The sequence below is a fragment of the Delftia sp. SD018 genome, from assembly GCF_017355445.1.
Taxonomy (GTDB): domain Bacteria; phylum Pseudomonadota; class Gammaproteobacteria; order Burkholderiales; family Burkholderiaceae_C; genus Comamonas; species Comamonas acidovorans.
The window spans coordinates 70,926-87,304 of record NZ_JADDRN010000005.1; the positions used below are offsets into that span (position 1 = coordinate 70,926).

The window sequence follows — 16,379 nt, forward strand, 5'->3', positions numbered from 1 at the left end:
TTAGGCCGGCTGGGTCCGCTGCCCTGCCAGCGCAGTCTCTGGCGTGGCGTTCGGCGCGGCATTCAGTGCGGCGCGCACCACGTCGGGCGTGAAGGGCGCGGCGTAGAAGCGCCGGCCGGTGGCGTCGAACAGCGCATTGGCCAGCGCGGCCGGGCCGGGGACCGAGGCCGATTCGCCTGCGCCCATGGGGGGCTCGTCCTGGCGCGGCATCAGCACCACTTCGATGGGGGGCAGGTCGCGGAAGCCGATGATGGGGTAGCTGCCCCACTCGCGGCTGGCCACGCCTTGCGCATTGAAGGCGACCTTCTCCATCAGGCTGCGGCTCAGGGTCTGGATGACATTGCCGTGGATCTGGTGGCGCACGCCGTCGGGGTTGACCATCATTCCCGTGTCCTGGCCCACGACCAGGCGCCGCACGGTGATGCGGCCGCTGGCGGGGTCCACGTCGATGTCGATGACCCAGGCGGCCCAGGCCGCGCCGAAGCCGGGAAAGTGGCTGTGGATGTAGCGCGCATAGGCCACGCCGCGCCCGTGCAGCAGGCCGTCGGCGCCGGGGCGGCCCCGGCTTCCCGGCTGGCTTTGCTGCCAGCCCGCGTGGCGTGCTGTGGCCTCGATCAGCTCGACGGCGCGCGGGTCATCGAGGTGGCGAACACGGTAGTCCACTGGGTCGGCGCCGGCCGCATGGGCCAGCTCGTCGATCATGCAATCGTGGGCAAAGGAATTGGGCAGGGCCGAGACGCCGCGCAGCCAGGATGAGCGCACGATGGGCGCCATGTCATGGCAGGTGATGCGCTGGCTGGCGTAGCGGTAGGGCGGCACGGCGGTGCGGTCGCCCATCTCCAGCGTGCGCGGCTCGCCCGGGATGCGGCCGGTGAGCAGCAGGGCCAGCAGCGGCGCGTCGTTGGAGGGGTAGCGCACGGCAAAGTCGTAGGCCAGCAGTTCGCCCCGGGCATTGATGGCTGCGCTCACGTCCATGAGCTGGGCCGTTCCCTTGGGCTCCCACTGGTGTTCCTGCTCGCGCGTGAGCTGTACGCGCACGGGCGCACCCACGGCCATGGACAGCAGGGCGGCGTCGGCGCAGACATCGTCGGCGCAGTTGCGGCCGTAGCAGCCGGCCGCCTCCAGGCGCACGATCTCGATGCGGTCTTCCCCCAGTTGCAGCAGGCGGTCCAGGTCGGTGCGCAGCATGTGGGGGTTCTGCGTGCCGGCCCAGAGCTTGAGACGGCCCCCGCTGAAATCGGCCACGGCGCAGGACGGGCCGATGGAGGCATGCATCTGGTAGGGCCAGACATAGCTGCGGCGCAGTTCGGTGGCCGCACCCGTGCCCGCGCCCGCGAAGGCATCGTCCACAGTGCCTTGATCCACCAGCGCACGGTGTTGGGCAGGATTGGCGCGGATGGCTGCGGCCAAATCAGACAGATCGGGTGCCGGCGGCACGGCCTGCCATTGCACGCGCAGCGCGCGCATGGCGCCAATGGCCTGTTCCTCGCGGTCGGCGACCACGCCGACGAAGTCGCCCTCGGTGACCACCTGCACGTTGCCGGGCAGGTGGGCCACGGAGTCGCGCTCCACGGCCACCAGGCAGCGGCCGATGAAATGGCCGCCGTCGCGGCCCGGGTGCGGAGGGCGGATGACGCGGCCATGGCGCATGCCGGGCACGCGCACATCGTGCACAAAGCTCAGCTCGCCCGTGGCCTTGGCGGGGATGTCCACGCGCGCAGCGCCGTGGCCGACGAGCCGGTATTCGCTGGCGGGCTTGAGCTTCACTTCCTGATCGGGCGGGGCCAGCGTCAGCTGCAATTGCTGGCCGCGCAGCAGATCGCCATAGCCGAGTTCGCGCGCATCGCTGCCATCGGCAAAGCGCACCGCGCCTTCCCGTGCCTGGAGCCGGTCCGCCGCCACGCTCCATTGCTGCGCGGCCAGCGCCAGCAACTGCTCGCGCGCCTGGGCGGCGGCGCGGCGCAGCGGCACGGCCGAGATCTGGATGCTGGCGCTGGCAATGGTCGGGCCCTGGTTGGGCGCGGCGGCCGTGTGGCCCAGCACCATGTCCAGGCGCGCCAAAGGCACTTCGAGTTCTTCCGCCACGATCTGCGCCAGCGCCGTGCGTATGCCCGTGCCCAGGTCCACATGGCCGTTGAAGGCCAGGGCGCGCCAGCCCTGGGGCGCGGCTTCGTCGGTCAGCACGGCCACGAAGACCTCGGGCGTGGACTGCACATAGTCGGTGGCCGTGCCGGGCTGGCCGGGCGCAGGGCGCGGCGGCGCCACGGGCTGGCGCACCACGAGCAGGGTGTCGGCGCGCGTGAGCAGTTGCGCATGCAGGGCTTGGGGCTGGGGCAGGTTCATGGGGCGGTGTTCTTCGCGGGCACGCTTTCAGGCATGTTATGCACTCCGGGGCCGGCTGCGCAGGGCCGGCCCCATAGGCGCGTTGGCGCGGTGGGATCAGCCTGCGGCGAGGGCGTCGGTGTCGGCGATGGCCTGGCCCAGCGGCATCACGGCCGCGTACTTCTGGGCCATGTCGAACAGATTGGCTTCGTGGGGGCCCAGGGCGCGGTCGCCGCAGCAGTCGGCCACCACCAGCGGGCGAAAGCCCGACTGCATGGCATCGACCACGCTGGCGCGCACGCAGCCGCTGGTCACGCAGCCGGCCACCAGCAGGGTCTGCACGCCGCGCTGGGCCAGCCAGGGTGCGAGCATGGTGCCGAAGAAGGCCGAGGGCGTGCTCTTGCGCACCACGTATTCGCCAGCGGCCGGGGCCAGCTGGGGCACGATGGCGCTGTTGGGGCTGTCTTCCTTCAGAGTCAGCATGCCGGGCACCTTCAGGCAGAAGATGTTGTGGTCGGCATCGTCGTCCGAGAACACGATGCGGCTGTGCGCCACGGGCCAGCCGCGCTCGCGCGCATGGGCCAGCAGGTGCTGCGTCTGCGCGATGGCTTCGGGGATGTTGCCGCCGCCGAACACGGCCGGGTCGGCAAAGCCGTTGACGAAGTCGATGATGAGCAGGCCGAACGGGGCCTTGAGCGGCAGCGGTGTGCCGAAGCCCTGGCGTGCATAAACCGAGATGTCAGCAGAGATGTCGCCCTGCACGCCCTCGGTGGGAACGCTTTGCGTGCTGGTGGTGGCGGTGGCGGTTGTCATGCGATGTCCTTTCCTTGCTTGGACCTTTTGGCGGCGCGCGCCAGTCCTTCCTCGTCCTGCACCACGCCGTCGATGACCGTGGGCTTGCCGTCCAGCGCCACCGAGCAGTGGCGCATGGGGATGTCGATGTGGCAGGCCGTGGTGCGGCTGCCCCCGGCCTCGTTGTTGGGGCCCATGGACCACAGGAAGTTGCCCTCGAAGGCGCGGGCGTCCATGCCGATGTGGGTTTCCTTGTTGTAGTGGGCCAGCATGGACCAGTGGGCGCGCGGCTGCAGCCCCCAGCCGATGTGGGAGACGGCGTAGGCCTCGGGGTCCTCGTAGGAGGCCATGTACTCCTTGAGGATGTCGGCCTGCAGGCCGCCGCTGATGCGCGTGACGTAGCCCTTTTCGATGACGAGTTCGATGGGCTCGGTCACGTAGTCCTTCATGGGCAGCAGGATGTCGCCCCGGTCCAGCACCACGCGGCCGTTGCTCTCGCCCTCGTCGGGCCAGGTCAGCACGAAGCCGCTGGGCCAGTGGTCCCAGCGGCCGGGCTGGTCCACGAAGCCGTATTCGCAGATGGCCGGGAAGCTGCCCAGGCGGCAGCGCAGGTCGGTGCCCGCGGCCGAGGTGATGTGCATCTGCCCGGCCGCCTCGATCAGCTTGGATGCGGCCTGCACGCGCGCGCGGTCGCCCTCGGTGGGCACCAGGCGGCACAGCACCTCGGGCGGCTCCACGGCCAGCAGGATCTTGGTGCCGGTCTGCAGGATCTCGTGCTGCTCGGGCGAGAACAGCAGCGTCATCAGGTCCAGCACCAGGTCGCTGGCCTTGAGCGCGGCGATGGCGGCGGGGTTGCCGGTCAGCGGCGTCGTGCCAAGGTAGGCCAGCGAGTCGCGGCTCAGCGATTTTTCGGCGTTGACGGGCGGCAGGTCCAGGCGGTTGACGCGCGCACCCATTTCGCTGGAGGCGGCAATGGCGCAGCGCAGCGTCTGCGGGTGCGTGTCGGCGCCCGTGAGCACGGTGACGGTCTGGCCGGCTTCGAGCCGGGACAGCGTGAGCACCTGCTTCCAGGCGTGGATCAGATCGATATCGCTGACGGACATGGTCGGCTCCTTGGTGTCGCGATGGATGGGAGTGGGCTGCGGTTGGACATTCAGTCCACCCGCGCGCCTAGGAAATCGCCGAGCGCAGCGTAGAAGCCTGCCTCGTTGTCCCAGGGGATCATGTGGCCGGCATTGGGCACGCGCACATGCTCGGTCTGGGGTGCCAGGCTTTGCCACTCGGCCACGTCCTCGCTGCGCACCACGTCGCCGCGCTCGGCCGTGACCAGCAGCAGCGGGTGCTGGATGCGGGGCAGGTCGGCATGGATGTCGTCACGGCCGAAGTCCTCGAAGCTCTGCACGATGGCCGGCTCGTGGCAGGTGTGCAGCCACTGGGCGCGCAGCTGGCGCTGCTCTTCGGTCCAGGTGGGGCAGAAGGCGCGCATGGCCTCGGCATCCACGCCCAGCGTGGCCTGGCGGATGGAGTCCACATACCAGGGCAGGGCGGCCGGGTAGGCGCGGCGGCCGGGGCCGGAGACCGGCGGATCGACGATGACCAGGCGCTTGAGCCCGGCCGGCTGGCTGCGCGCGGCGCGCACGGCGATGCGCCCGCCCATGGAGTGGCCGACCAGCGCCCAGCGCTGCAGGCCCAGGGCCTGGGCGAAGGCGGCCACGTCGGCGGCCTGGGCATCGAGACTGTAGTCCAGGCCCGGGCCGGAGGACGACAGGCCGCGCCCGCGCACATCGAGCACATAGGTGTCGAACTGGCGGCCCAGGTGCTCGGCCACGAAGCCCCAGGTCACGGCCGGGCTGGTGATGCCGGGGATCAGGATGACGGCGTCGCGCTGCGCGCGTTCGCCCTCGGCGCCGCCGTAGCGCAGGTAGTGCTGGCGGATGCCGTTGGCGTGGACGTTGCCGCCGTAGCGGAATGTGCTGGGGGTGGGGGAGCTGGAGTGGCTGGTCATGCGTGTGTTCCTCAGGCCTTGGCTGCGCTGGTGCCGGTGTCGTAGGGATAGGCGCCCGACAGCAGCGCGCCCGCGCCCGGCACCACGGGGTCCAGCCCCAGTTCCTTGAGGATGGCATAGGTGGTGGCGATAGAGGCGGTCAGCACGGGCTTGCCGGTCTGGGCCTCGACCTGGGCCACGGCCGGCAGCGAGGGCATCTGCACGCAGGCCGACAGCACGATCACGTCGGCGTCGGCGTAGTTCATGCCGGCCACGATGCCGGGCAGCTTGGCGGGGTCGTGGCGGCCCACGTCCAGGTTGTCGGGGATCTCCAGCGCGCGCCAGTCCACGATCTCGAAGCCTTCGGCGGCCACGTAGTCCATGACCAGCTGGGTCAGCGGAATCATGTAGGGCGCCACCAGGGCGATCTTCTTCGCACCCATGACCTTGAGCGCTTCCACCAGCGCGCCGGCGCTGGTGATCACCGGGGCGGTGGCGCCATTGCTGGCCGTGCGCTCGGTCAGGCGCTGCTGCGAGACGCGGTGGTAGCCCTTGCCCATGGCCATGATGGCCACCAGGCAGGCATAGCCCAGCACGTCCACGCGCGCGTCGCTCAGCTCCAGCGCGCAGCGGTCGCTTTCGGCGTCCATGGCGGCCAGCTCCTCCTTCTGGACCTTCTTCATGCGCATGCGGCTGGAGTGGAAGGTGAAGCGGTCCTGCGGGCGCAGCGTGGAGTGGGCCTGCAGCATGGCCGGCACTTCGGTCTCCATGGTGGTGTTGGAGCTGGGGACGATCTGGCCGATGCGGAACGTTTTGGTCATGGACTTGCCTTTGCGAAGTTTCGAGGGTTTCTGATCAGAATCAACTGAGTGTGTACGCTTTATTCTTGCAAAAGACGTGCCGCCTTGCAAATGAGAATTTTCTCGGGGTTTGTACTGATTTGGTGCAGAAATTGCACCAAAAATGGCGAACTTCAATTTATTCTGCCGCCCTATGGTGCATGCGTCGATTTGAAAAATTCAAGCGCATACACCTGAATTAAGCGTTTTGTTGCCTGGCACGCTTCCTGCTTTACACCCTGCAAGGACGCGCCGAAGCAACGGTTGCCCCGTCTGGCTTTCAACATTCCTGCAAGGAGAAAACTGTGTCTCAATCCCCTCGAATCGCCGTTGTCGGCGCCGGTCTCGGCGGGGCTGCAGCTGCCAAGCTGCTGCTCCAGGAAGGCTTCAATGTCCGCGTCTATGAGCAGGCGCCCAGCTTCTCGCGCCTGGGAGCCGGCATCCACGTCGGGCCCAATGTGATGAAGATCCTGCGCCGCATCGGCATCGAGGACGCGCTCAACGAGCAGGGCTCGCATCCCGACTACTGGTACAGCCGCCACTGGCAGACGGGCGACGTGCTGGCCCAGATCCCGCTGGGCGACTACGCCGTCAAGGAATACGGCGCCAGCTACCTGACCGTGCACCGTGGCGACTTCCATGCGCTGCTGGTCGAGGCCCTGCCCGACAGCGTGATGGCCTACGGCAAGTTCCTGACCAAGGTGGAGGACCGCGGCAACGTGGTGGTCATGCACTTTGCGGACGGCACGACCGAGGAGGCGGACATCGTCATCGGCGCCGATGGCGTGAACTCCCGCATCCGCGAGGAACTGCTGGGCCCGGAGCTGCCCAAGTACGCGGGCTACCTGGCCCACCGCGCCGTGTTCCCCACGCCCGAAGTCAAGGCCGGCATGCTGCCCTTCGATGCCTGCGTGAAATGGTGGAGCGATGACCGCCACATGATGACCTACTTCGTCACCGGCAAGGCCGACGAGCTGTACTACGTGACCGGCGTGCCCGTCGAGAAGTGGGACCTCAACGACCGCTGGCTGGAAAGCAGCAAGGAAGAGATGCGCGAGGCCTTCTCGGGCTGGCATCCCACCGTGCAGGCACTGATCGACGCCACCGTGGAAGTGACCAAGTGGTCGCTGCTCGAGCGCGATCCGCTGCCGCTGTGGAGCCGTGGCCGCCTGGTGCTCCTGGGCGATGCCTGCCATCCCATGAAGCCCCACATGGCCCAGGGTGCGGCCATGGCCATCGAGGACGGCGCCATGCTGGCGCGCTGCCTCAAGGAAGTCGGCGCGCACAACCATGAGCTGGCCTTCGCCCTGTACGAAGCCAACCGTGCCGAGCGCGCCAGCAAGGTGCAGCGCATCTCGCACGACAACACCTGGCTGCGCACCAACGAAGATCCGTCCTGGTGCTTCGGCTACGACGTGTTCAACGTGCCCCTGGTCGAGCCCAAGGTCAAGGCAGCGGCCTGATACTCGCTGCCTTGCCGGACGAGGGGAGGGGAGGGAATCCCCCCCTCCTGTCCGGCCGCAGAACGCCGACATCCTGAACCGCAGCCAAGTTGCAAGAGCCTCGTCCCATGGGAACCCCAGTCCATCCAAGCAGTACACCCAGCCCCATCCGCCTGCAGGTCAATGCACGCGCATGCGAGGTGCCGGCAGCGCCCGGGACGGCGCTGCTGCATGTGCTGCGCAATGACCTGGAGCTGAACGGGCCCAAGTACGGCTGCGGCCTGGGCGAATGCGGCGCCTGCACGGTGCTGATCGATGGCGTGGCCGCGCGTTCCTGCGTGATCCCCGTGCGGGCGGCCGTGGGCCGCGAGGTCACCACGCTGGAAGGCCTGGGCTCGCGCCAGTGCCCCGGCCCCACGCAGCAGGCCTTCATCGACTGCCAGGCGGCCCAGTGCGGCTACTGCCTCAACGGCATGATCATGACCGTGGAGGCCCTGCTGCGCCGCAACCCCAATCCCACCGAGCAGGAGCTGCGCAACGAGCTGCACCACAACCTGTGCCGCTGCGGCACGCATGTGGAAATCATGCAGGCCGCCCTGCGCGCCGTGCAGCTGCGTGCGCAACGCGCCGCGCTGCAGGCACCCTCCGGTTTTCCATCTTCCAGCGCGGGCGAGGTCCAGCCATGAGCCCGGCCGGCCACACTCCCGCCCTGCCTTCCGACCTGCTGCACGGCCTGGCGCTGCGCCCGCCCGTCGCGGCCTGGGACGGTCTGCGCTACCGGGGCAGCGTGCCCCTGCATGCACGGTTGCAGGACGCCCAGGCCATGGCCGGCGTGGTGGCTGCGGTGCAGCGCGGGCATTTTCTGGGTGTGGTGGCCGTGGCGCCTGTCCATGCCCGGCAGGCCGCTGCCGGCCTGGCCCCTGCCTGGGATGACCGGCAGGAAGCCAGGGCCGCCAGCGCGCCCCGTGCTGCCGACAGAGCCGACAAGGCTGACAAGGCCGACCTGCCCGATGCCGGCCGCTATGTCTGGCGCATGGCGGCGCCCGTGTCTTGCGAGGGTGCCGCACGCGCAGCCGTGTGGTGCCTGGACGGCCATGCCAGCGTCTGGCTGCCGCCCTGCGACGCCGATGTGCGGCAGATGATCGGCCGTGAACTGGCCGCATTGCTGCAATGCCCCGAGTCCGCGCTGCGGCTGTTCAGCCTGCCGGCCACGGCGGCCGGCACCCCGCATGTGCTGGATCTCATGGACGCAGCGGCCGATGCGGCCCTGCTGTCCCAGGCCGTGGGCCGGCCTGTCAGCGTGGCCTGCGAGGCCTGGACTGCTGCGGGCAGCGCAGACAGCCGGGAGCTGGTGCTGAGCGTGCATGCGCAGCCTTCGCAAGGGCTTGAAGCCGACACGGTGGTGCAGCCTCAGCCGGGCAATGCATCGCCGCAGCCAGACCTGCTGCTGTCCGACACGCCCTGGGCCGTGCGCCCCAGCATGGCGCGCCTGTTGAGCCAGCCCGAGCTGGCGCGCGCCGCAGCCCTGGCCACCGTGCTCGATGCCGGCGAAGTGCATGAACGCAGGCTGGCAGCCAGCCTGCGGCATGCCGGCGTCGATGATCTGAATGCCGCCCAGGTCTTTGCCCGCGAAAGCCACTGGCATGAGCAGGCGCTGGACCAGGGCCGTGATCCGCTGCAATGGCGGCTGCAGCACCTGCCCGAAGGCCCGGTGCGCGATCTGGCCCGGCAGGTAGCCGAGCGTGCGCAGGCATCGCAGCAGGCACCATCCCACCAGGGTGCCGACGGCCGCCTGCTGGGCCGGGGCTTTGCCACCGCCCAACTGCAGACCCTGGACGCGCAGGGCGCCGATCTCCATGCCTGGAGCGCCTGGGTGGCCGAGGTGGCCGTGCACCCGCAAACGGGCGAGATCGAAGTGACCCGCGTCGTGGCCGGCCATGACAGCCGCAGCCTGCAAGCGGCGCAGGCCGCCAGCACGCGGCCCGAGATCGTCCAGCAGGACCCGCAACTGCTGGCCGATGCGCGCCGGCTGCTGGGCGCGGCCCCCGCTTTTGACGAATGGGCAGGGTCCACAGCTTCCGCTGCTTCTTTCGATGTGATCGCCAAGCCCGGCTCCGACCTGGCGCAGCATGCGCCCGGCGATGTCTCGGTCATCCGCCAGGGCGATCTGGCGCTGGATGGCGTGGCCACGCTGCCCGCCGCCGCCGCCATTGCCAACGCCATTCACCATGCGACAGGCGTGCGCCTGCGCGAAGTGCCCTTCCAGCCAGAGCAACTGCGCCTGGCCCTGGCGGGCGAGGGTGCCGGCAAGCCCGGTGCGGCGCGGCCCGGCCGTGGCTGGGGCTGGCTGGCCGCAGGCGCCGCAGGCCTTGCCGGCATGGCGGCCATGGCCTGGCCGCTGAAGCCGGCCCTGCCGCTGACCGACGGACCCGATGTTTCCCTGTACTCGCCGCAGGCCCTGGAGCGCGGCCGCCTGGTGGCGGCTGCGGGCGACTGCGTGGTCTGCCACACGGCCCCGGGCGGCGCGGCCAATGCCGGCGGCTTCGGGCTGGAGACGCCGTTCGGCACCATCTACTCCACCAACATCACGCCCGACAACGAAACCGGCATCGGCCGCTGGTCCTACGCGGCCTTCGAGCGTGCCATGCGCCACGGCATCCACCAGGATGGGCGCCAGCTGTATCCGGCCTTCCCGTACACGGCCTTCGCCAAGCTCAGCGATGGCGACCTGCAGGCCCTCTACGGCTACCTGATGTCCCAGCCCGCCGTGAAGGCCAAGGCGCCCGAGACGCAGCTGGCCTTCCCCTACAACCTGCGCCCGGCCATGGCGGGCTGGAACCTGCTGTTCCACGACGCCACGCCCTTCAAGGCCGACCCTGCGCGCAGCGCCGAATGGAACCGGGGCGCCTACCTGGTCGAAGGCGCGGGCCACTGCGCGGCCTGCCACTCGCCGCGCAATGCGCTGGGTGCCGAAAAGACCGGCATCCACTACCTGGGCGGCGGCGAGGCCGAAGGCTGGACGGCGCCCGCGCTCAATCAACTGGCCGGGGGCAAGCTGCCCTGGAGCCGCGAAGAGCTGTACCAGTACCTGCGCACCGGCTTCTCGGCCCGCCACGGCGTGGCAGCCGGCCCCATGGCGCCCGTCATCCACGGCCTGGCCCAGTTGCCCGAAGCCGATGTGCGCGCCATGGCCACCTATCTGATGGAACTGCCGGGCCAGGCCCCACAGGCCGCCCAGGCCGCCCCGGCCATGCCGCCACCGGCGCCGGCGCCGGCCGCCGTGCAGGCGGTGGCGCCTGCGGCCCCACCTGCCAGGACCCTGGACCGCCACGCCAATGGCGAACGCATCTACCAGAACGCCTGCGCCGTCTGCCATGAGGCGGGCAGCGGTCCCACATTGTTCGGCGTCAAGCCGCTGCTGGCCCTGAACACCAACCTGCACGCGGCCAGCCCCGACAACCTGGTCCAGGTGATCCTGAACGGCATACAGGCGCCGGCCGACGATGCGCTGGGCTACATGCCCGGCTTCGGGGACAGCCTGGACGACAGGCAGATCGCGGACCTGCTCGGATATTTGCGCGAACGATTTGCACCGGAGGAAAAAGCTTGGCCAGACGACACGAAGACGATTAACCGGCTGCGCATGCAGGCACAGGCGCATGCGCACTGAGGGCGGCAATGGGCAGCAATGGGCGGCGGCAGGGGCGATGCCGCGGATATGGACACCTTGCCCTGGAATTTCTCCAGGGCCTGGGTCCTGACATCTGATGCTGGGGACGGGTGATGGGCAACAACGGGCGGTGCTGTCGATGTGCAGCCTGTCCGCAGTGCGCCCATCGCCCGGATGCAGAGACCGACATCCGGAAATTTTCCATCGGGCCATGGAGATGGCGCCGAGGGAGCGGTTCGCTCCGGATGTGTGAAGGGTGGAAGGCACGGCAGGAGACGGCAACACAAGCTGAACGGCCTTGCCTGGGAAAAGACAGATTCAACAATTGCGATGGCTAGAAAAGGAGTCCCTGCATGTCATCTACATACATTTCGGTGGAAAAAGGCATCCAGACAGCGGGTGTCGGCAAGTTCCAATATCGGCTGTTCGTCATCTTCGGGCTGGTCTGGCTGGCCGATGCCATGCAGGTGCTGTCCATCGGCTTCAGCGCGCCGTCCATTGCCAAGACCTTCGGCAAGACCGTGCCTGAGGCGCTGCAGACCGGCACCTTCTTCTTCATCGGCATGCTGATCGGTGCCTTCGTCTTCGGCCGTCTGGCCGATCGCATCGGGCGCCGCCCGGTGCTGATGATGGCCGTGGTGATCGACGCCTTTGCGGGCGTGGCCTCGGCCTTTGCGCCCGAGTTCGCCTGGCTGCTGGTGCTGCGCTTCATCACCGGCATCGGCGTGGGCGGCACGCTGCCCGTGGACTACACCATGATGGCCGAGTTCCTGCCCAGTGACCGCCGCGGCCGCTGGCTGGTGCTGCTGGAATCGTTCTGGGCCGTGGGCACCATCTTCCTGGCCATCCTGGCGCTGGTGGCCGTGTCCTGGGGTGACGATGCCTGGCGCGTGATCTTCTTCGTGACCGGACTGCCGGCGCTGATCGGCGTGGTGCTGCGCTTCTACATCCCCGAGTCGCCCATGTTCCTCAACCGCAACGGCAAGTCCGAAGAGGCCCGCAAGGTGCTGCAGCGGGTGGCCAAGGTCAACGGCACCACTGCGGAAATCCCCGCCCTGCAGCCTGAAAAGCAGGAGCGCAAATCCATCCTCGCGCTGTTCAACGGCGACCTGCGCCGCCGCAGCCTCTCGCTATTCCTGGCCTGGGCGCTGATCTCCATCGCCTACTACGGTGTCTTCGTCTACCTGCCTGTCAAGCTCAGCAGCGAGGGCTTCGCCTTCATGCGCGGCCAGGTCTTCCTGGTGGTGCTGGCCCTGGTGCAACTGCCCGGCTTTGCGCTGTCGGCCTATGGCGTGGAGCGCTGGGGCCGCAAGCCCACGCTGATCGGCTTTTTGCTGCTCAGCGCCGTCGGCTGCATGTTCTACAGCCTGGGCTCGTCGCCCTTCGTGGTCATCGGCTCCACCCTGCTGATGAGCTTCTCGCTGCTGGGCACCTGGGGCGCGCTGTATGCGTTCACCCCCGAGGTCTACCCCACCGACCTGCGTGCCAGCGGCATGGGCATGGCCGGCGCCGTGGCGCGCTTCGGCGGCCTGTTCGCCCCGGCCATCATTGCGCCCATCATGGCCACCCACTTCACCCTGGCCCTGGCCGTGCTGTCCGCCATGCTGGTGGGCGGCGCCCTGTCGATCTGGGCCGTGGATGTGGAATCGCGCAACCGGGCGCTGGATTGACGCCGAGAAAGAACTTCGACTGAAAAAGGCCTGCGCAAGCAGGCCTTTTTTCATGGCCTCCCCAAATGAGGATCAGGCCTTTTTCGAAGGCAGGGCGTGCGGATTGTCCGATTTGCTGGAGAACTCCCATGGACTGAAGCTCCTGTGAGCTCAACCGGTCCATGCGACACAATGACTGCTCCTGGCGCAAGCAATTTGCTGCGCCATATCTTCAGCGGAGCCTTGTTCTCATGTCATTGAATGGCAGCTATCGCAGGCATGGCCTGGTCGCCACGGCAATCCTGGCTGTACTCTGCCTTTCAGTGCTGGTCGCTCCCCGAAAGGCGATGGCCAACCAGGAAGAACCATTGGTTTTGATCGGCTCGATCCATCGCTCGGTCGGAGAAGGGCAAACCATGGGCTGCGAGAAAATTGCGCTGCGGCCCAAGGATGTCATCCGTTATTTCTCCACGGCAACCGAGGTTTCCTTCTCCACCTTCCACTATGAATCGATCATTCTGCCTTGCGCCTTCAGTGGGAAGCTGCGGCGCAATGGCGTGGTCTATGGGTGGAGCATCAATGCAGCAGGCGCCGGGTATCTCTATCCGGAAGATGGGCGTGAGAATCTGTTTTTTCTTTGCTACAGGTCGTGCGCAAAGGCACTGCCTGGGTTGATGGGGCTTTGACGGCGAGGGCCCAAGCCCTTTGAAATCGCCTGGCAGCCATCCTCATGAAAACAGGGGCTCTTCAATCCGCCTCGCCACCTTCCAGCATCTTCTTGAGCAAAAAATCCAGCGCCAGGCGCTCGGCCGGATTGAGCTTGCCGTAGGTGCTTTCGGTGATCTGCTTGGCGAAGGGCTCCATGTCGCGCACCAGGTCCTGGCCGGCCTCGGTGAGGTTGATGACGACCTTGCGGCGGTCGATGCGGTCATGGTCCACCTGCACCAGTTCGCGCTGCTTGAGCCGGTCCACCACGCCGCGGATGGTGGCCTGGTCGATCACGGTGGCCTTGACGATGTCTGCCAGCGAGCTGCCGCTGTTGTCGCGCACGGAGCACAGCACCACGAATTGCGCAGCCGTGAGCTGCGAGTCGGGAATGTATTGCTGGAAGAGTGCAGTGTGGCGCTGATAGACACGCCGCAGCAGGTGGCCGATCTGGTCTGAAAAATGATAGCCATCCTGTGGCGTCATGGCTGATGGCGGGTGGTTCATGGTGCGCGTGAGCTTATCAAAATTCACACCAAATACCGTGTGATTTGCGACAAGCCGGGCGCATTTGCCAAGTGCCGCAAACCCGCGCTGGCTGCGGCATCCGCAAGACCTGGGGCAGCAGGCGCAGCACTGCCCGGCGGCTCATTTGCCGATTGAATGGCGCAATCATCCGTTTGAATTTGACGGCTTGCCCGGCAGGCCTTGAAATGGCATGAGAGACAAAGCGCCAGCGGACCGGACCGCGCCGCTCCCCACAACGAAAGCCAGCAGGGACACCCATGCCAGCCACACAAGGGAAGATCATTCCCATCGCCGTCCTCAATGCCGCTGTTGCCGACAGCGCACTCGGCGCCCATGAGCGCGAGGCCGTCGAGCGCGCCATTGCCGTCCATGCCCGGCGCCCCGGCCCCCTGATCGAGTTGCTGCACGCCGTGCAGGACATGCTGGGCCATATCCCCGAAGCCGCCGTGCCGCGCATTGCCGATGCGCTGAACCTCTCGCGTGCCGAGGTGCATGGCGTCATCTCCTACTACCCCCATTTCCGCAGCACGCCAGCGGGCCGCCATGTGCTGCAGGTCTGCCGCGCCGAGGCCTGCCAGTCGCGCGGTGCCGACGCGCTGCTGGCCCACGCAGGCCAGGCGCTGGGCTGCGGATCGAGTGGGCACGGGCATGGGCATGGGCATGCAACCAGTGCCGATGGCGCTGTCACGCTGGAGCCGGTCTACTGCCTGGGCCTGTGCGCGTCATCGCCTGCCGTGATGCTCGATGGCCAGCCCCATGCGCATGTCTCGGCCAATGGACTGGATGCACTCATCGCGCAATGCCGCCAGCCGGAGCAGGCCGGCGAGCCGGTGGCCCAGCCTGCGCATGCAGGAGCAGGGGCAGGCCCCGGCGTGCGCGTCTATGTGCCCCGCGATGCCGCCGCGCTGGCCGTGGGCGCTGACGCCGTGGCCGGCGCCCTGCAGCGTGAGTGCGAGGCGCGCGGCCTTCAGGTGCAGATCGTGCGCAACGGCTCGCGCGGCCTGCTGTGGCTGGAGACCCTGGTGGAAGTCGAGACGCCCGAAGGCCGCGTGGCCTACGGCCCGGTCACGGCCGATGTGGTGCCGGGCCTGATCGATGCCGGAATGCTGCAGGGCGGCAGCCATGCGCTGTGCCATGGACTGACCGAGGCCATTGCCTACCTGGCGCGCCAGGAGCGCCTGACCTTTGCGCGAGTGGGTGTCATCGATCCGCTGAACCTGTCCGACTACGCAGCCCATGGCGGCTGGCAGGGGCTGGAGCGCGCGGCGCGCATGGAGCCCGCGGCCATCGTGCAGGAGGTGCTGGATTCGGGCCTGCGCGGCCGTGGCGGTGCGGCGTTTCCGGCCGGCATCAAATGGAAGACTGTGGCCGCCGCAGCGGGGCCGCAAAAGTACATTGCCTGCAACGCCGACGAGGGCGACTCGGGCACCTTCGCCGACCGGCTGCTGATGGAGGGCGATCCCTACACGCTGATCGAAGGCATGGCCATCGCGGGCCTGGCCGTGGGCGCCACGCAGGGCCTGGTCTATGTGCGCAGCGAGTATCCGCATGCCATCGCCACCCTGCGCGAAGCCATTGCGCGCGCCGAGGCCGCAGGCTGGCTGGGCCGCGACGTGGCCGGCAGCGGGCGGGCCTTCCACATGGAGGTGCGCAAGGGCGCGGGCAGCTATGTCTGCGGCGAGGAAACGGCCATGCTGGAGAGCATCGAGGGCCGGCGCGGCATTGTGCGCGCCAAGCCGCCGCTGCCGGCCATCGAGGGGCTGTGGGGCCGGCCCACGGTGATCAACAACGTGATCACGCTGGCCACGGTGCCTCTGATCCTGGCGCGCGGCGCGGCTTTCTACCAGGGCTTTGGCATGGGCCGCTCGCGAGGCACGCTGCCGTTCCAGCTGGCCGGCAACATTGCGCGCGGCGGCCTAGTGGAAAAGGCCTTCGGCCTGAGCCTGCGCGAGCTGGTGGAAGACTTTGGCGGCGGCACGGCCACCGGCCGCACCGTCAAGGCCGTGCAGGTGGGCGGCCCGCTGGGCAGCTATGTGGCGCCGGCCGACTGGGATGCGCCGCTGGACTACGAGGCCTATGCCGCCAAGGGCAACGTGGTGGGACACGGCGGCATCGTCGTGCATGACGACACGGCCGACATGGCGCAGCTGGCGCGCTACGCCATGGAGTTCTGCGCCATCGAGTCCTGCGGCAAGTGCACGCCCTGCCGCATCGGCTCCACGCGCGGCGTGGAGGTCATCGACCGCATCGTGCGCGCCGGCACCGACCCTGCCGCCCACGCCGGCCAGGTGGCCCTGCTGGAAAGCCTGTGCGACACCATGCAGCACGGCTCCATGTGCGCCATGGGCGGGATGACGCCGTATCCCGTGCGCTCGGCGCTGACCCACTACCCCCAGGACTTCGGCATCGAGTCCACCACGGCCGCAGCGGCTGCCTGAACGGAGAACA

Annotated in this window: 12 protein-coding genes; 6 read left to right on the forward strand and 6 right to left on the reverse strand. The window is 68.4% G+C overall.

Features of this window, described 5'->3' with window-relative positions; genetic code table 11:
- The 5 genes from INR38_RS07515 to INR38_RS07535 all read right to left on the reverse strand — a co-directional run bounded on the left by INR38_RS07515 (position 1) and on the right by INR38_RS07535 (position 5,919).
- Positions 1–2,343 (reverse strand): molybdopterin cofactor-binding domain-containing protein, encoded by a 2,343-nt coding sequence (locus tag INR38_RS07515; RefSeq protein WP_207442778.1) that lies wholly within the window; start codon positions 2,341–2,343, stop codon positions 1–3.
- Between the two features lie 96 nt (positions 2,344–2,439).
- Positions 2,440–3,135, reverse strand: coding sequence for an N-carbamoylsarcosine amidohydrolase (locus tag INR38_RS07520; protein WP_207442777.1), 696 nt, complete (start codon positions 3,133–3,135; stop codon positions 2,440–2,442).
- Positions 3,132–4,217 carry a hypothetical protein gene (locus tag INR38_RS07525; RefSeq protein ID WP_012203775.1) on the reverse strand — a complete coding sequence of 362 codons (1,086 nt, stop codon included), beginning with the start codon at positions 4,215–4,217 and terminating at the stop codon, positions 3,132–3,134. The genes INR38_RS07520 and INR38_RS07525 overlap by 4 nt, the downstream gene beginning before the upstream one ends.
- A 50-nt stretch (positions 4,218–4,267) precedes the next feature.
- The gene (locus tag INR38_RS07530; protein WP_207442776.1) at positions 4,268–5,119 is read right to left on the reverse strand and encodes an alpha/beta hydrolase; all 852 of its coding nucleotides are present in this window, start codon (positions 5,117–5,119) and stop codon (positions 4,268–4,270) included.
- 11 nt (positions 5,120–5,130) lie between these two features.
- Positions 5,131–5,919: an Asp/Glu racemase gene (locus tag INR38_RS07535; protein WP_012203777.1), complete on the reverse strand. Its 789-nt coding sequence runs from the start codon at positions 5,917–5,919 to the stop codon at positions 5,131–5,133.
- 323 nt (positions 5,920–6,242) lie between these two features.
- Here INR38_RS07535 and INR38_RS07540 point away from each other — a divergent pair, with 323 nt between their 5' ends.
- From INR38_RS07540 to INR38_RS07560, 5 genes are all read left to right on the forward strand, one after another.
- Positions 6,243–7,400 (forward strand): FAD-dependent monooxygenase, encoded by a 1,158-nt coding sequence (locus INR38_RS07540; protein WP_012203778.1) that lies wholly within the window; start codon positions 6,243–6,245, stop codon positions 7,398–7,400.
- Positions 7,401–7,507: 107 nt separating this feature from the next.
- Positions 7,508–8,065 (forward strand): (2Fe-2S)-binding protein, encoded by a 558-nt coding sequence (locus INR38_RS07545; RefSeq protein ID WP_012203779.1) that lies wholly within the window; start codon positions 7,508–7,510, stop codon positions 8,063–8,065.
- Entirely contained in the window at positions 8,062–11,049 is a 2,988-nt protein-coding gene (locus INR38_RS07550; RefSeq protein ID WP_207442775.1) for a cytochrome c, read from the forward strand. The genes INR38_RS07545 and INR38_RS07550 overlap by 4 nt, the downstream gene beginning before the upstream one ends.
- A gap of 353 nt (positions 11,050–11,402) precedes the next feature.
- On the forward strand, positions 11,403–12,719 hold the full coding sequence (locus INR38_RS07555; RefSeq protein WP_012203781.1) for an MFS transporter: 1,317 nt from the start codon (positions 11,403–11,405) through the stop codon (positions 12,717–12,719).
- Between the two features lie 161 nt (positions 12,720–12,880).
- The gene (locus INR38_RS07560) at positions 12,881–13,384 is read left to right on the forward strand and encodes a hypothetical protein (protein WP_207475789.1); all 504 of its coding nucleotides are present in this window, start codon (positions 12,881–12,883) and stop codon (positions 13,382–13,384) included.
- Positions 13,385–13,445: 61 nt separating this feature from the next.
- On the opposite strand, the gene INR38_RS07565 is transcribed toward INR38_RS07560, so the two are convergent.
- Positions 13,446–13,889: a MarR family transcriptional regulator gene (locus INR38_RS07565; protein ID WP_016449026.1), complete on the reverse strand. Its 444-nt coding sequence runs from the start codon at positions 13,887–13,889 to the stop codon at positions 13,446–13,448.
- A gap of 299 nt (positions 13,890–14,188) precedes the next feature.
- On the opposite strand from INR38_RS07565, the gene INR38_RS07570 reads away from it, so the two are divergent.
- Entirely contained in the window at positions 14,189–16,369 is a 2,181-nt protein-coding gene (locus tag INR38_RS07570) for a formate dehydrogenase subunit gamma (RefSeq protein WP_207442773.1), read from the forward strand.
- Positions 16,370–16,379: the final 10 nt, after the last annotated feature.

What these genes read in the sequence shown, in the direction of transcription:
- INR38_RS07535 (WP_012203777.1), bottom strand. Translation starts at nt 5,919, where the DNA reads ATGACCAAAACGTTCCGCATCGGCCAGATCGTCCCCAGCTCCAACACC.
- INR38_RS07545 (WP_012203779.1), top strand. Translation starts at nt 7,508, where the DNA reads ATGGGAACCCCAGTCCATCCAAGCAGTACACCCAGCCCCATCCGCCTG.
- INR38_RS07525 (WP_012203775.1), bottom strand. Translation starts at nt 4,217, where the DNA reads ATGTCCGTCAGCGATATCGATCTGATCCACGCCTGGAAGCAGGTGCTC.
- INR38_RS07570 (WP_207442773.1), top strand. Translation starts at nt 14,189, where the DNA reads ATGCCAGCCACACAAGGGAAGATCATTCCCATCGCCGTCCTCAATGCC.
- INR38_RS07515 (WP_207442778.1), bottom strand. Translation starts at nt 2,343, where the DNA reads ATGAACCTGCCCCAGCCCCAAGCCCTGCATGCGCAACTGCTCACGCGC.
- INR38_RS07565 (WP_016449026.1), bottom strand. Translation starts at nt 13,889, where the DNA reads ATGACGCCACAGGATGGCTATCATTTTTCAGACCAGATCGGCCACCTG.
- INR38_RS07520 (WP_207442777.1), bottom strand. Translation starts at nt 3,135, where the DNA reads ATGACAACCGCCACCGCCACCACCAGCACGCAAAGCGTTCCCACCGAG.
- INR38_RS07550 (WP_207442775.1), top strand. Translation starts at nt 8,062, where the DNA reads ATGAGCCCGGCCGGCCACACTCCCGCCCTGCCTTCCGACCTGCTGCAC.
- INR38_RS07560 (WP_207475789.1), top strand. Translation starts at nt 12,881, where the DNA reads ATGCGACACAATGACTGCTCCTGGCGCAAGCAATTTGCTGCGCCATAT.
- INR38_RS07530 (WP_207442776.1), bottom strand. Translation starts at nt 5,119, where the DNA reads ATGACCAGCCACTCCAGCTCCCCCACCCCCAGCACATTCCGCTACGGC.
- INR38_RS07555 (WP_012203781.1), top strand. Translation starts at nt 11,403, where the DNA reads ATGTCATCTACATACATTTCGGTGGAAAAAGGCATCCAGACAGCGGGT.